Origin of the sequence: Paludisphaera sp. (assembly GCF_037189885.1) — a bacterium.
Taxonomy (GTDB): Bacteria; Planctomycetota; Planctomycetia; order Isosphaerales; family Isosphaeraceae; genus Paludisphaera.
Genome location: NZ_JBBCIR010000015.1, coordinates 14,489 through 27,856 on the forward strand (window position 1 = coordinate 14,489; position 13,368 = coordinate 27,856).

Here is a 13,368-nt window from a genome sequence, read left to right on the forward strand (position 1 = left end):
TGCGAATCCTTAGAAGATGGATCTCGCCCCGGCCGGCTCCAGCTCCGGCGCCCCGGCGTCCTCGGCCTCCTCGGCCTCCTCGTCCTCGTCGAACGCGCCGGCGCCGAAGTCGAGCGTCGCCTGCCGCTCCAGCCACGTCCGCCGGACGTCCGCGTCGGAGTCCATCGCCCGCTCCAGCGCGACCGTCTCGCGGTATTCGCTCGCCGCGGACTCAATCGTCCACTTGCCGGCGAGCCCCATCTCCTCGGCCGCTTCCTTCAGCTCCCGGACGCTCACCCGGAAGAATTCCTTGCGACGGTTGACCTTGTTGACCTGGCGCTCGACGAACCGCCGGTGCAGCGCGGCCTCGGTGGCCGGGGCGTCGTCGCATTCCAGCATCGCGTGGACGTCGAACGGGAAGGGCACGCTGGCCCCTCCCAGCTCCCGGACGCGGTCGCCCGGCTCGAGCCGTCGCGTCAGGCCGATCTTGTAGACGTTCTCGCCGAAGGCTCCGACGTTCGAGATGATGTAGACGTGCCCCTTCTTCGTCTGCTCGGCCATCGAGATCGCCCGACGGCCCCGCTCCTCGGCCTCGACCAGCTTGGCGTCCATCTCTTGCAACTGGGCCTCCAGCTTCGCCCGCTCGGCCTCGCTCGCCGCCTCGAGCTGCTGGCGAAGCCTGTTGATGGCCCTGTTGACCAGCTCCTCCTCCCGCTCGGCCTGCTTGACGGCGCGCTCGATCTCCTTCTGGGCCCTGGCTTCTTCCCGCATGCGCTCGCGGATCGCCCGCTGCTCCTCGCGGCCCTTCTCCTTGAGCTTTTGGACGGCGACGCCCCATTTCAGCTCGTCGAGCCGCGAGTCGAGATACTCGCGCCGAATCTTGGCGTCCTTGTAGACCTCGCCGTCCTTGTTCACGAGGGCGTAGGCGTCCTTGATCTCCTGGATGAGCTTCCCCTGGTTCGCGGGCTTCACGCGGGCCAGGACCGTGTCGACCTTGCCGTTAAAGGTGCCGAGGACAAACTTCAGCGCATGATCCTTCTTCCAGCCGTCGGGGTAGCCGCAGGTGGCGGCCGTCCCGTTCTCCTGCATGAGCGCGGTCCGCTCGCGGGCGAGCTTCAGCTTCTCCCCCGCCTTGCTGAAGCCGAACTCGTCGGCCAGCTCGTCGAGGATGTGACCCGGCGGCACGAGGTAGACGCCCTCGTAGTTCTTGATGCGATTCTGGAGCGCCTCGGCCTCGGCCCGGAGTTCGTCGACGCGTGCCTTGGCGTTGTAACCGTCGCCGGCGATCTCCCACGCCCTGTGCTCGGCCTGCTGGCGGATCTCCAGCGCGTACTTCGTCACGAGGTCCAGCGCCGCCTTGGACTGCTCGCGCTTCTCCTTGGCGTCCTTCCGCGCCTTCGACGCCAGCTCGCGCGCCTCGGCCCGTGCCTCGTCCAGGGCCTGACGAGCCTGCAAGCCTGCGGCTCCAAGGATGTTGCGGGCTTCTTCTTCTATGGACGCCGCGAAAGCGGTCTGCTGCTCGCGATACCGCCGGGCCGCTTCCATTTCAGCCTGGGCTTGGGCCGTGATCACCCGGGCCCGTTCCCGTCCATCCGCCTCGGCCTGTCGGAAGGCGGCTTCGGCGAACTCCTTGGCTTCCGCCATCATCGCCTCGGCGGCCTGAGACTTCCTCTCGGCGCGCTCGATCAATCCTGGAACGTGTCGAATCTTCTCCAGCTTAGTCAGCTCGGACAAGAGTTCGGCCTCATGCCTCGCCGCGGTGTCCTTCGTATGCCAGAGGTCGCGATCGAGTTCCCGAATGCGCTGGACGCAGGCCCGATTGCGCTCCTCCAGCTTCGAGATTTCGCGAGAGTGAGCGGCGATGACGTCCCGATTACGCTCTTGCACCTGCGCGATCTCGCGGGCGCTCGCGGCGGCCAACTCCCCGAACCGAGCCTCGGAAACTTTGGCACGCTCCTCGGCCCCGCCGATCGCTGCGAGGTATGCTTCCTCCTCCTCGTGCCAGGCGTCTTCGGTCTGACGGAGTCGCCGTTCCAGATCGCTCGCCTTGAATATCCCGTAGGCCGCGACCCCCGCCAGCACGAAGACGAGGACGATCAGGACCAGATAGAGCATGATTCGCGTCCACGGAAGGCGCGGCGGCGAGTCGATCCTTGCCGCCGCGCGAGGTACACATCGGGGACTCCTCGGCCCCACAACATTATGCAAGCATGGCATTCATTATCAAGAATGTCCGCTTCGGGCCGCAAGACTTGATGCGATGAATCCTGGTTGCTTGTAGCCTTCGGGGGCGTCGGCCGGTTCTCCCCTTCCGCGCGGGGCGGGGGGAGGTCATAATCCCCGGATGGGTTACGTCGTGCGCTATGGTCGGATGCGGATCCTGGGGGCGTGTTATCCGCCGCCGGGGACGGAGCACGCGCGGGGGCAGCGGGTGGTGATCCGCAGCGACCGCGGCGTCGAGCTGGGCGAGGTCCTCTGCCCGCTCTCGGAGAAGGCCGCGCAGGCGCTCGAGCGGCGCGACCCGGGGGAGCTCCTCCGGCTGGCCGACGCGGCCGACTTCCAGCACGAGCGGACGCTCCCCTCGCTGGAGAAGCTGGCGTTCGCCACGTGCCAGGGGCTGGTCGCCGAGCGACGGCTCCAGATGAACCTGGTCGACGTGGAGATCCTCTTCGGCCGCGAGCGGATCATCTTCTATTACCTGGCCGAGAAGCGCGTCGACTTCCGCGAGCTGGTCCGCGACCTCGCCCGCGCCCTCCGCACCCGGATCGAGATGCGCCAGATCGGCATCCGAGACGAGGCGAAGCTGCTGGCCGACTACGGCGACTGCGGCAAGCCCGTCTGCTGCAACACCCACCTGTCGCGGATGCCCCCCGTCTCCATGAAGATGGCCAAGCTCCAGAAGACCACGCTCGACCCGTCGAAGATCTCCGGGCGCTGCGGCCGGCTGAAGTGCTGCCTGCGCTACGAGTACGACGCCTATCGCGAGGCCGAGGAGACGCTCCCCCCCAATGGCTCGCGGGTGGCGACCCCCAAGGGCCGCGGCCGGGTCGTGGCGCAGGACGTCCTGGCCCGGAAGCTCGTCGTCGAGTACGAGGACGGCCGCCGGATCATCATCGCCGCGGCCGACGTCCTCTCGGTCGAGCCCCGGCCGTCGCGCCCCCCCCGCCGGCACGACGACCGCGACGAGGGGGACGAACCCTCGCCGGAGGCCCTGGCATGAACGCCTTTCGAGACCAGATCGGCCGGGTGATCGCCCGCGACCCCCGCTACTCCCTGGAGGCCTACGCCTTCGTCCTGGAGGCGCTCCACCTCGCCCGCGACCGCAAGCTGCGCGAGGCGCGGCGCGCCCCCCGCGGCCGTCGTCGCGGCAAGGGGGTCTCCGGCCACGTCACCGGCCGGCAGCTCTGCCTGGCCGCGCGCCGGCTGGCCCTGCGCGAGTACGACCGGCTCGCCGCGGCGGTCCTGGGGCGCTGGGGCCTGCGATCCACGTCCGACATCGGCGAGATCGTCTACAACCTGATCGCCTCCGGCGACCTCGACAAGACCCCCACCGACCGCCGCGAGGACTTCGACGACGTGTTCGACTTCGACGTCGACTTCCGCCCCGCCCCCCTGGCCGACGACGACCCGGACGACGAACCCGACCCCGCGGACGAGGACTGACCCGTGAGCATCGAGCCCGAATCCGCCCCCGCGGCCGCCCCCCCTCCCTCCCCCTCGCCGCGCGACCGCCGCCGCTTCCGCGCGGCCGTCGCGCTGTTCCTCGCCTGGATCGCCTTCCTGATCGGCCTCGCCGCGACCGACGCCTACCGCCCCCAGGAGCGAGCCGGCGCCGCCCCGGCCGACGCCCGCGTCCCCGCCGACGGCCGACGCCACGCCGGCGCGCCCGCGAATCCCGCCTAATCCCGCGCCATCCGTCGACTATTAAGTTTTTCGGCGTCTCCACTCTCGATTAGCCTCCCTTCCGTCGCGAGGCGGCCGCGCTCGTGCATGCGCCGGCGCCCGCGATTCCATCCATCATCGAAAGGAAGGTTTATCGATGTATCGAAGGTCGTGGCGCGCGCTGGCCTCGCTCCTCATCGCCTCGGCGGCCTCCTCGGGCTGCGGCGATTCCGCGGAGTCCGGCCAGGTCGAGCGCTCGGAGGCGGCGATCCGGGCCGACAGCAACTCCCAGGACGCCATGAGGGCGTTCATGCAGTCCAAGAAGGGGTCCTCCAAGAAGGCGGCCTCCAAGAAGGCGGAGGCCAAGCCCGAGGCGCCCCCGGCGGAAGAGGCGGCCCCGGAGTGACGCTCGCGTTTCGAGACTTCTTCATCACATCATGTTTCCCGCAGGAGAGGACAGGGCCCATGAGGAATGCGAAGCGTCGCGGATTCACGCTGATCGAGCTGCTGGTGGTGATCGCGATCATCGCCGTGCTGATCGCGCTGCTGCTCCCCGCCGTGCAGGCCGCCCGCGAGGCCGCCCGCCGGTCGCAATGCGTCAATAACATGAAGCAGATCGGCCTGGCCATGCACAACTACCACTCGGGGGTCGGGGCGTTCCCGATGGGCAACGCCATCGCGTACTCCGACCCGGGCGTGCAGACGACGTGGGGCACCTTCAGCTCCCACGCGATGATGCTCCCCTACCTGGAGCAGACGCCGCTGTACAACTCGTGCAACTTCGCCTGGACCGTCTGGTACGGCATGGGCTCGGAGCTGAACAGGACGGTCTGGAACGCCAAGGTGGCGGGCTTCCTCTGCCCGTCCGACGGCAACGCCGGCAAGGACCACCTCAACAGCTACTTCGGCTCGATCGGCACCGGCACCAACCCCTGGGCCGACAACACCAACGGCCCCTTCGCCCCGGCGCGGACGGCCTACAGCGTCGCCGACATCACCGACGGCACCTCGAACACCATCAGCCACGCCGAGGCCCTGACCGGCGACAACAACCGGCTCAACATCCGGTGGCGGCGCATGGCCTCCGGCGTCCCCGGCGGCGACCCCCCGGCGAACATGCTGGTGCGCGACGCCCGGACGATCCTGCCCCAGGTGATCCAGTACGCCCAGGCCTGCATGCAGACCATCGCCACCACCCCGGGCGCCGGGTCCAACAAAGGGCTGGCGTGGTCGACCGGCTCCCCCGGCCTGACCCTCACCAACATCATCTTCCCGCCGAACTCCAACGAGTACTCGTTCTCGTCCTGCCGCTGGGACTGCTCGAACACCTGCGGGACCGACTTCGGCCACATCCACATCTCGTCGAGCAACCACTCCGGCGGGGTCAACGTCCTGTTCCTGGACGGCTCGGTCCGGTTCGTCAAGAGCTCGATCAACCAGAACACCTGGATGTCGCTCGGCTCCCGCGACGGCGAGGAGGTCGTCGGCTCCGACAGCTACTGATCGGCCCGCGCGCCGAGGCGCCGCCCCCGCGAGACGTCGCGGGGGCGGTCGCGTTTCGAAGGGCCGTCACTCGTCCCTCGGCCGCTCCGAGACCCGCCGGATCGACCGCGAGAGGTACGAGACCACCGTCCAGCCGCTGAGCATGCCCAGCACGTACGCCGCGATCGCCATCAGGGCCACCGGACCGGTGAATCGCCAGGTCGCGAAGTCGACGGTGAGCGGCCCGGTGTTCTGCGCCGCGAACAGCCCGATCGCCCCCAGGAACAACAGCAACAGCACGCCCTGGATGAATCGCATCGTCGCACCCCCGGCACAAGCCTCTTACATCGAACGGACTTGGGTCGAAACGCCGCGTGGCGAGGATGCAACTCCCGCGCCGGCGCAATGGTCCTCAAAGCCCGCCGACATCGAGCGACTCTTCGCGGGTCGCGCCCGACGCGCCTCGTTCATGGCCGGCGTGGAATCCGTGGCGGAACCCACGGTCGTGATCCCGATGATCAGGGGCCGAGGCGCGCGACTTGCGTCGCGTCGACGGGGCCGGACGAACGCCGCGTGGGGAGATCGCCCGAGTATGTCCACATCAGCGTACCCGCGCCTCGAGCAGCTATTCGGGGCGTTCATGCATCAGGACTGGGACGCGGAAGGTCGCGACTGGCCGGAGCTGGTCCGCAACTTCGGCCGCGGTCAACCGGCGGCCGAGTTGACGCTCGCGGCCGATGAGTTGGACCGGCTCCTGGCCGAGTCCCCGGATGATTCCGGGCTGAGCGACCGGCTCCGCCGGGAATTGGGCTGCTATTTCGACCCGAACCCGGATGGGAACGGCCCGCCGATCCGCGCCTGGCTTGGTAGCGTGGCGGACTCGTTGCGGCAACTCGCGGGCCGTGCCTGAACCGCCGGGTCGCGAGGTCGATCAGCCCGCCTTCTTCCGGGCGGAGGCCTTCGCGGCGGCCTTGCGGGCGGCGATGATCGGCCTGGCGTCCACGCGCCAGCGACCGTCGACCTTTTGGAGCCGCAGCGGGGGGCCGTCGCCCATGACGATCAACGCCCGGTCGTCGGAAACGTCGTCCGGCTCGACCTTGGCCTTGCCGCCCCCCGGGGTCGTGACTTCGTCGCCGGCCTTCAGCGCGCGGAGCGGGGCCTCGGCCAGGGACTTCTCGATCTTGTCCAACTGGTCCGCGGGAGGCTTGGGGCCCTTCAGGAGCCACTCAAGGTCCTCGTCGTCCACGACGGCCTCGCGGACCGCCTCCTCGTCCTGCTTGATCATCGAGAGGAAGAATTCGCGAAGCGCCTCTTTCGGGTCGGCCGGGGCGTCGGTCGCCTTGGCATCGTCGGCCCGCGGCCGCTCCCTCGCGGACGCCTCGGCGGGGGGCTTCGCGTCTTGCGAGGGGGCGGCGGGGGCCTGGAGCGTGGAGCCGACGATCAGGAGTAGCGCGAGCATGGAGACACCTTGATGGAAGGGTGGAGGGTCACGCCAGCGTCACGTCCAGGCGCGTGACCGACGCCGGGTCGAGGACGACGCGGAACGCGCCGCCATTCAGGTCGGTGGCGGAGGCGACGGGGGCCACGACGTCGGGCGCGTCGAAGGTGTTGTGGGCGTTCAGCTCCTCGTGCGTCAGGACGACCTTGCGGACCGAGGCGGCCTGGGCACCCTTCAGGCGGATCTCGGCCTCCAGCGGCTCGGAGGCGTGGGAGTGGACCAGGGTGAGCGTGACGGCCTTGCCCTCCCCCTTCGAGGCCGAGCCGGCGACGCGGAAGATCGACTCCTCGCGGTCGCCGGCCTTGAACGACACGCCCGGCGCCTGGGCCTCCACGCGGACGCTCGTCGCGCCGTGGTGGGGGCGATACATCTCGAAGACGTGGAAGTTCGGCGTGCACACGAACCTGTCGCCGTCGGCCAGGAACAGCGAGTGGATGTTGTTGATGAGCTGCGCGACGTTCGCCATGTCGATCTTGTCGGCGTGGCGATTGAACACGTCGAGCGTCAGCGCGGCGACCAGCGCGTCGCGCAGGCATCCCATCTGCTCGAACTGATGGTTCGGGTTGATCCCGGTCCCCTCGGGATGCCAGGCGCCCCACTCGTCGATGATGAGCTTGACCCTTCGCTCGCGGTCGAACTCGCCCATCGCGGCCCACTGGTCGCGGACGAGCGTCTCCATGTAGTTGCCCTTGTGGAGCATCTCGTACCACTGGTCGACGCTGAACTCCAGCGCGTGGCCGGTGGTGCCGCAATAGTAGTGCGCGGCGAACGCGTGCAACGGCGCGCGGGCGCCGTCGAGCCACTTCGCGAGGAACCGGCGCGTCCAGTCCAGGTCGTTGCCGTTGGGGCCGGCGGCGACGAGCTTCAGCTTCACGCCGTACTCGGGGACCCATTCGGTGAACCGGCGATATTCCTTGCAATAATCCTCGGGGGTGAACTTGCCGCCGCAGCCCCAGCTTTCGTTGCCGACGCCCCAGTACGCCACCTTGAACGGGTCGCGGTCGCCGTTGGCAACGCGCTCGTCGGCCAGCGTGGTCGAGCCCGCCGGGGCGTTGCAGTATTCGACCCAGTGCTGGAACTCGGTGGGATCCCCCGCGCCGACGTTCGCGGCGAAGTACGGCTCGTCGCCGCAGAGCCGGCAGAACCTCATGAACTCGTGGGTGCCGAACGTGTTCGGCTCGGTCACCTCCCGCCATCGCCCGAACCGCCGGGGACGCTTCTCGACCGGGCCGATCCCGTCGCGCCAGTGGTAGATGTCGGCGAAGCAGCCGCCGGGCCATCGGATCGCGACCTTGCCCAGCCGCTTCATGTAGTCGACGAGTTGCTTGCGGATCCCGCCGACGTTCTCCACCTTGGAGTCCGGGCCGACCCAGATGCCGTCGTAGATCACGCCGCCGATGTGCTCGGTGAAGTGGCTGTAGATCTCCGGCCGGATCCGGCCGATGGGCTCGTCCAGCAGCACGTCGACCGTCGCGCCGGCGCTGGTGGCGGCCCTGGCCCTCGCGCGCGGCATCCCCGCCGCGAGACCGATCGCGCCCGCCCCCGCGGCCCCCAGGAATCCACGACGATCGATCATGACGCGGCCCCTTCGATCTCGCCCGGCTTCAGGCCGAGCTGCTTCTGCAACTGCTCCAGCGGCACGCCCTTCGTCTCCGGCATGACGAACAGCGCCCAGACGAGCTGGAGCACCATCATCCCGGCGTAGAAGGCGAAGGCGTGCCCCCCGGAGGCCCTGGCGATCATCGGGAACGTCTGGGTGATCGCCAGCGCCCCGATCCAGTGGGTCACGCTCCCCAGCGCCTGGCCCTTGGCCCGGACGCGGTTCGGGAAGACCTCGCTGATGTACACCCAGATCACCGCCCCCTGGCCGAAGGCGTGCGACGCGATGAAGACCATCAGCGCCCCCAGCACGATCCGGCCGCCGGTCCCCGTGAAGTTCGTCCCGTAAGTGTAGAACGCCCAGGCGATCGTCCCCAGGCTGAGGATGTAGCCGATCGAGCCGACCAGCAGCAGAAACCGCCTCCCGAAGCGGTCGATCACCGTCATCGCCAGCAGCGTGAAGACCAGGTTCGTCGCCCCGATCGCCACCGCCCCCAGGAGCGCCGCGTCCTTCCCGGCCCCGGTCATCTCGAACACCGCGGGCGCGTAGTAGAGCACCGCGTTGATGCCGGAGAGCTGGTTGAACGCCGCGATGGCCACCGCCAGCAGGATCGGCCGGAGGTAGGCGCGCTGGAACAGGGCCTCGCCCTCGCCCGAGGCGTCGGCCTCGCGCAGCGACTCCTGGATGTCGGCGATCTCGTCGTCGACGGCCTCGTCGGCCCCGATCCTCAGGAGGACCCGCCGGGCCTCGTCTGGCCTCCCCTTCGCCACCAGCCACCGGGGGCTCTCCGGGATCAGGAACGCCAGGACGAAGAACAGCGCCGAGGGCGCCGCCTGCACGCCCAGCATCCACCGCCAGTCGTTCTCGCCCAGGCCGAGCCCCGCGATGACGTAGTTGGACAGGAACGCCAGCAGGATCCCCAGCACGATGCTGAACTGCACGGCCGCCACCAGCCGGCCCCGATACCGCGCCGGGGCGATCTCCGCGATGTACAGGGGCGCGATCACCGACGCCGCCCCCACCCCCACGCCCCCCAGGATCCGGAAGAACAGGAACGACCACCAGTCCCACGCCAGCGCGCAGCCCAGCGCCGAGATCAGGTAGGCGATCGCCAGCACGGCCAGGAGCGGCCGGCGGCCCCAGTCGTCGGCCGGCTTGCTCGCGATCAGGGAGCCGATCACCGTCCCCAGCGGGGCGCTCGCGACCGTGAACCCCAGCGACGTCTCGTCCAGCCCGAAGACCCGCCCCAGCGCGTCGAGCGCGCCGGAGAGGATCGCCACGTCGAACCCGAACAGCAGGCCCCCCAGGCTGGCGACGAACGTGCTGAACAGCAACAGGCCCGACAGCGAGCGGGCCCCCGGCCCGTCCGGGTCGACGGCCGACGGACGATCGAACGAGGCTTCCAAGCGGACCTCCACTCCAGGGGGCGACGGGGCGTCGGACGTGGTCAGAGCCCGCGGACGATCGACTCGGGGAGCGCGGGCGTCCCCCCCGATCGCGTGCAGACGAACGCGGCGACGGCGTTGGCGCGACGGTTGATCTCGTCGAGCGGCAGCCCGTCCAGCAGGCCGATCGCCATCGCCGCGGTGAACGAGTCCCCCGCGCCGACGCTGTCGACGACCTCCACCGGCGTCCCCGGATGGTCGGACCACTCGCCGTCGCGGTACAGCAGGCTGCCGGAGCCCCCGCGCGTCACCGCGACGGCCTTCAGCCCGAACCGCCCGGCCAGCCGGGAAACGACGTCCCGGGGCTCGCCGACCGCGCCGAACATCTCGGCCAGGACGACCAGCTCCTGGTCGTTGAGCTTCAGGACGTTCGTCAGGACCAGGGACCGCGAGATCACGTCGCGGTCGACGAACGGCGGGCGGAGGTTGACGTCGAAGATCCTGAGCGCGTCGGGCTTCGTCGCGGCGACGATCCGGCCGATGGCCGCGCGCGAGGTCTCCGCGCGCTGGGCCAGGCTTCCGAAGCAGACGGCGTCGGCCTCGGCGGCGAACGCCAGCGACCGCTCGTCGGCCTCGATCCGGTCCCAGGCGACCCCTTCGTGGATCGTGTATCGCGGCTGGCCGCCGGCGTCCAGTTCCACCCCGACGGTCCCCGTGGGCGCGTCGGGGTCGACCGCGACGAAGTCGGTGGGGAGGCCGAGCGCCTCGAACCGGGCGAGGATCTCGCGCCCGAGGTCGTCGTCGCCGACCTTCGTGACGAGCCGGGCGTCGGCCCCCAGCGATCGGCAGTGGTGGGCGAAATTCCCAGGCGCGCCGCCGAGCTGCTTCCCGCCCGGCAGCAGATCCCAGAGGACCTCGCCGACCGCCAGCACATTCCTCATCGCCCCTCCCCCGAGCGGGGATGCCCCGCCCAGCGCGGCGGGCCCCGACCTCGCACTCGCCCGACCCTAGCACAGCCGCGAGGCCGATTCGACGGGGCTCCCCGGATTTCTGAAATCCCGCCCCCCCGACCGCGGATCATCCCCCCGACGGTCGTGCTCCTTGACAATCCGGAAGCGGTGAAGGCCGGCGTGGGCCTCAGGGCACGTGACTTGCAGCCCGCTTCGTCCCCGAGAGGGATCGGGCTCGCGGCGCCCGACCGCCATCGGGACCGCCGTACATGATGAGGAGCCAACCATGCCCAGTCGAGAAACCGACGCGTCGGCCCCCGAGACCGGACGCGAGAAGCCACAGATGCGGCCGGAAGACATGCCGAGCTACACCCCCCAGGGCCGCGACGAGCCGACGGGGGAAGACGTCGCCCAGGAGTTGCCCTCCTACACGCCTCAGGGGCGGGTCGATTCGGATGAGCCCGAGAAGGCGGACGAGCAGGGACGCCAGGGCGGCCCTTCCAGGTAGACCGAGGATCCAAGGGCGCGCGGTTACCTTCGTAGGCTGGGTCGAGACCCAGCTCGCGCGGGCCAACGCTTATCTTGGAGCCGGGTCGCGGCCTGTTGCTCCACCACCTTCGAGACGCGGGGTCGACTCCCCCTCAATTGTCGGTTTCTGGCCGGCGACACTCCGCGAAACGACGGAGGTGGAGCGCTGGCGTACACATCTCCCTTCAGAGGACGAAGAGAAAGGGGCGTCCCAGTCGAGATGCCTGTTGGGCCATACGTCGGAGATAGACGAGAAATTCCGCGATCTCGGGATGCGTCGAGGATGTCGTGGCAGCAATCAAGTTCATGGTTTCTATTAACCTGTACTTTCCGCGACCTGATGCATTCGGCTCGAAGATTTCTCGCCGCTCGCCGTTCTCGTTGAGCGGGGCCCGGCCTACCCCGAAACGGACTGGAGGGTCTCCACCTCCGCATCGCCGGTGGGGAATATGTGATATCCGCAGTGTTCCGTGAACACGGCGACCTCTCCGGCTGCCTCGTCGGCGATCGCGAAGGCGAATCGAAAGAGGGCATGTGAGCCGTCGGGGAACCGAATCAGGACGCTCTGGCCGGGCGGGAAGTCACCCGCCGAGAGGCGTTCGCGATCCTCGCCCCGGCGCTCCCGGAGGTACTGCCTCAGTCGCGGCTTCCAGGCGTCGGGCACGGTCCGCACTTTCCGAGACTCCATGCACTTGGCACGATCATGCGTCAGTCATCGGGGGCAAGCGACGCCTCGCTTCTTGGTGGAACCAGGCCTCCACTTCGAGCGGGACGTCATCCCGATATCGCTCGAACTCGAACGAGCCATCGGCATCCGAGTAGAACGCCCAGAGCGCCAGCTCACGAGGCGCGTTTCGCTCCCACAACTCCAGAAACATCCCGTCGCGATGGACGTCGCTGCCCATGGCGGTCTCGTATCGCTCGTCGCCTTGCATCGCCCCCTCCGCCGGGCGGTCATTGAGTTAGACGAGGCCGGCCCGAGCGGGACGATGACGATTGCCAAGCCTGCCAGGCGTCCCGAGCGGAGCCGACCCCCGATGACATCCTCGCGTCTGACGCCAGCCCCATGCCAGTGGTTCTCCCGGCTCGCCGCCCTCGACCGCCGCTCCACCCTCCGACTCGCCCTGTTGTTCCTCGGGGCCGTCCTGGCCTGGGGGCGGAGATGCGTTGGGCTGTCGATCCGGCTGGCGTGGGAAACCGGAGCCCCTACCGTCGTCGGCACAACGGGGTCGCGAAGCCCATTCGATTTCGACGAACGAAGCCAACTGATTTCCAGCCTAAACCAATGCCACATCAACTCTTGCGTCAACTCACACGCCGCGCCGGGATGACGAACGAAGCCAACCGGAGTCGGGCCGTCAGCGGGGGACGGTCAGCGAGGTGTACTCGTCGGTGGCGAGGTCGAGCAGGCCGACGGTGAAGGTCGAGGCGCGGTACAGGGCGCCGGGGTTGATGTGGCGGGTGGGGCCCTCGCGGACGTCGCGGGCGACGTGGGTGTGGCCGGAGAAAATGTAGTCCGGTTCCTCGGCCGTCAGCCGGGCGTAGTCGCGCGGGGAGTCGCCGTGGATCACCGCGACGCGACGCCCCCCAAGCTCGATCACCCCGCCGCGCCCCAGGCAGGTCGCCCCAGTACGTCGCATCGCCAGCCGCAGGGCGTCGGGGTCGTGATCGCAGTTGCCTTGCACGAAGTAGGCCGGGGCCCCCACGACCTCCTCCACGACGTCGGGCGTGGTGACGTCGCCGCAGTGGATCAACGCCTCCGCGCCGGCGGCCAGCAGGAGCGCCACGGCCGACCGCGTCCGGTCGGCCCGATCATGGGTGTCGGAAAGGATGCCGATTCGCATGCCATGCATCGTGACCGCCGCGCCCCTCCCGCGGCAAGACGTCCTGGCCGAGAATCCGCGCGACGGGGCTGGCAAGGGGGGCCGTCGGAGTGTACATTTAGGGTGGAGCGACAGCCTTCGAAACGGACAGCCGCATCCCGAGCCCTCACGTCATGTCGAGAGGGACGCGGTCGTCCGCCGGGGCTCGGCTCCGCGCCCGCCGCGTCGGCGGGCGCGGGGG

Annotated in this window: 16 protein-coding genes; 7 read left to right on the forward strand and 9 right to left on the reverse strand. The window is 69.4% G+C overall.

Features of this window, described 5'->3' with window-relative positions; genetic code table 11:
* Positions 1–9 precede the first annotated feature (9 nt).
* A complete protein-coding gene (locus WG209_RS06725; RefSeq protein ID WP_337174251.1) occupies positions 10–2,094 on the reverse strand; it encodes a DUF4041 domain-containing protein in 2,085 nt (694 codons plus the stop codon).
* Positions 2,095–2,323: 229 nt separating this feature from the next.
* On the opposite strand from WG209_RS06725, the gene ricT reads away from it, so the two are divergent.
* From ricT to WG209_RS06750, 5 genes are all read left to right on the forward strand, one after another.
* On the forward strand, positions 2,324–3,199 hold the full coding sequence (ricT, locus tag WG209_RS06730) for a regulatory iron-sulfur-containing complex subunit RicT (RefSeq protein WP_337174252.1): 876 nt from the start codon (positions 2,324–2,326) through the stop codon (positions 3,197–3,199).
* The gene (locus WG209_RS06735) at positions 3,196–3,642 is read left to right on the forward strand and encodes a Minf_1886 family protein (RefSeq protein ID WP_337174253.1); all 447 of its coding nucleotides are present in this window, start codon (positions 3,196–3,198) and stop codon (positions 3,640–3,642) included. The genes ricT and WG209_RS06735 overlap by 4 nt, the downstream gene beginning before the upstream one ends.
* Positions 3,643–3,645: 3 nt before the next feature.
* Positions 3,646–3,882, forward strand: coding sequence for a hypothetical protein (locus WG209_RS06740; RefSeq protein ID WP_337174254.1), 237 nt, complete (start codon positions 3,646–3,648; stop codon positions 3,880–3,882).
* A 136-nt stretch (positions 3,883–4,018) separates the two neighbouring features.
* A complete protein-coding gene (locus WG209_RS06745; RefSeq protein ID WP_337174255.1) occupies positions 4,019–4,267 on the forward strand; it encodes a hypothetical protein in 249 nt (82 codons plus the stop codon).
* A 59-nt stretch (positions 4,268–4,326) separates the two neighbouring features.
* The gene (locus tag WG209_RS06750; protein ID WP_337174256.1) at positions 4,327–5,364 is read left to right on the forward strand and encodes a DUF1559 domain-containing protein; all 1,038 of its coding nucleotides are present in this window, start codon (positions 4,327–4,329) and stop codon (positions 5,362–5,364) included.
* Positions 5,365–5,430: 66 nt separating this feature from the next.
* On the opposite strand, the gene WG209_RS06755 is transcribed toward WG209_RS06750, so the two are convergent.
* Entirely contained in the window at positions 5,431–5,661 is a 231-nt protein-coding gene (locus tag WG209_RS06755) for a LapA family protein (RefSeq protein WP_337174257.1), read from the reverse strand.
* A gap of 274 nt (positions 5,662–5,935) precedes the next feature.
* Here WG209_RS06755 and WG209_RS06760 point away from each other — a divergent pair, with 274 nt between their 5' ends.
* Entirely contained in the window at positions 5,936–6,253 is a 318-nt protein-coding gene (locus WG209_RS06760; protein ID WP_337174258.1) for a contact-dependent growth inhibition system immunity protein, read from the forward strand.
* A gap of 21 nt (positions 6,254–6,274) precedes the next feature.
* Here WG209_RS06760 and WG209_RS06765 read toward each other — a convergent pair whose 3' ends face one another.
* The 4 genes from WG209_RS06765 to WG209_RS06780 are packed head-to-tail and all read right to left on the reverse strand — an operon-like array spanning position 6,275 to position 10,767.
* Positions 6,275–6,802: a hypothetical protein gene (locus WG209_RS06765; RefSeq protein WP_337174259.1), complete on the reverse strand. Its 528-nt coding sequence runs from the start codon at positions 6,800–6,802 to the stop codon at positions 6,275–6,277.
* A gap of 28 nt (positions 6,803–6,830) precedes the next feature.
* Positions 6,831–8,417 carry an alpha-L-arabinofuranosidase C-terminal domain-containing protein gene (locus WG209_RS06770; RefSeq protein ID WP_337174260.1) on the reverse strand — a complete coding sequence of 529 codons (1,587 nt, stop codon included), beginning with the start codon at positions 8,415–8,417 and terminating at the stop codon, positions 6,831–6,833.
* Positions 8,414–9,847, reverse strand: coding sequence for a sugar porter family MFS transporter (locus tag WG209_RS06775; protein ID WP_337174261.1), 1,434 nt, complete (start codon positions 9,845–9,847; stop codon positions 8,414–8,416). The genes WG209_RS06770 and WG209_RS06775 overlap by 4 nt, the downstream gene beginning before the upstream one ends.
* A 41-nt stretch (positions 9,848–9,888) precedes the next feature.
* Positions 9,889–10,767, reverse strand: coding sequence for a carbohydrate kinase (locus WG209_RS06780; RefSeq protein ID WP_337174262.1), 879 nt, complete (start codon positions 10,765–10,767; stop codon positions 9,889–9,891).
* A 295-nt stretch (positions 10,768–11,062) separates the two neighbouring features.
* Between WG209_RS06780 and WG209_RS06785 the strand changes: the two genes are divergently transcribed.
* Positions 11,063–11,284 (forward strand): hypothetical protein, encoded by a 222-nt coding sequence (locus WG209_RS06785; protein WP_337174263.1) that lies wholly within the window; start codon positions 11,063–11,065, stop codon positions 11,282–11,284.
* 417 nt (positions 11,285–11,701) lie between these two features.
* Here WG209_RS06785 and WG209_RS06790 read toward each other — a convergent pair whose 3' ends face one another.
* The 3 genes from WG209_RS06790 to WG209_RS06800 form a co-directional block, all read right to left on the reverse strand.
* Entirely contained in the window at positions 11,702–11,968 is a 267-nt protein-coding gene (locus WG209_RS06790; protein ID WP_337174264.1) for a hypothetical protein, read from the reverse strand.
* Between the two features lie 37 nt (positions 11,969–12,005).
* A complete protein-coding gene (locus tag WG209_RS06795) occupies positions 12,006–12,239 on the reverse strand; it encodes a hypothetical protein (RefSeq protein WP_337174265.1) in 234 nt (77 codons plus the stop codon).
* A gap of 423 nt (positions 12,240–12,662) precedes the next feature.
* A complete protein-coding gene (locus WG209_RS06800) occupies positions 12,663–13,148 on the reverse strand; it encodes a metallophosphoesterase family protein (RefSeq protein WP_337174266.1) in 486 nt (161 codons plus the stop codon).
* Positions 13,149–13,368 lie beyond the last annotated feature (220 nt).

Excerpts from the sequence above, each read along its gene's own strand:
- WG209_RS06725 (WP_337174251.1), bottom strand. The coding sequence starts at position 2,094 with ATGCTCTATCTGGTCCTGATCGTCCTCGTCTTCGTGCTGGCGGGGGTC.
- ricT (WP_337174252.1), top strand. The coding sequence starts at position 2,324 with ATGGGTTACGTCGTGCGCTATGGTCGGATGCGGATCCTGGGGGCGTGT.
- WG209_RS06735 (WP_337174253.1), top strand. The coding sequence starts at position 3,196 with ATGAACGCCTTTCGAGACCAGATCGGCCGGGTGATCGCCCGCGACCCC.
- WG209_RS06745 (WP_337174255.1), top strand. The coding sequence starts at position 4,019 with ATGTATCGAAGGTCGTGGCGCGCGCTGGCCTCGCTCCTCATCGCCTCG.
- WG209_RS06750 (WP_337174256.1), top strand. The coding sequence starts at position 4,327 with ATGAGGAATGCGAAGCGTCGCGGATTCACGCTGATCGAGCTGCTGGTG.
- WG209_RS06755 (WP_337174257.1), bottom strand. The coding sequence starts at position 5,661 with ATGCGATTCATCCAGGGCGTGCTGTTGCTGTTGTTCCTGGGGGCGATC.
- WG209_RS06760 (WP_337174258.1), top strand. The coding sequence starts at position 5,936 with ATGTCCACATCAGCGTACCCGCGCCTCGAGCAGCTATTCGGGGCGTTC.
- WG209_RS06765 (WP_337174259.1), bottom strand. The coding sequence starts at position 6,802 with ATGCTCGCGCTACTCCTGATCGTCGGCTCCACGCTCCAGGCCCCCGCC.
- WG209_RS06770 (WP_337174260.1), bottom strand. The coding sequence starts at position 8,417 with ATGATCGATCGTCGTGGATTCCTGGGGGCCGCGGGGGCGGGCGCGATC.
- WG209_RS06780 (WP_337174262.1), bottom strand. The coding sequence starts at position 10,767 with ATGAGGAATGTGCTGGCGGTCGGCGAGGTCCTCTGGGATCTGCTGCCG.
- WG209_RS06785 (WP_337174263.1), top strand. The coding sequence starts at position 11,063 with ATGCCCAGTCGAGAAACCGACGCGTCGGCCCCCGAGACCGGACGCGAG.
- WG209_RS06795 (WP_337174265.1), bottom strand. The coding sequence starts at position 12,239 with ATGCAAGGCGACGAGCGATACGAGACCGCCATGGGCAGCGACGTCCAT.
- WG209_RS06800 (WP_337174266.1), bottom strand. The coding sequence starts at position 13,148 with ATGCGAATCGGCATCCTTTCCGACACCCATGATCGGGCCGACCGGACG.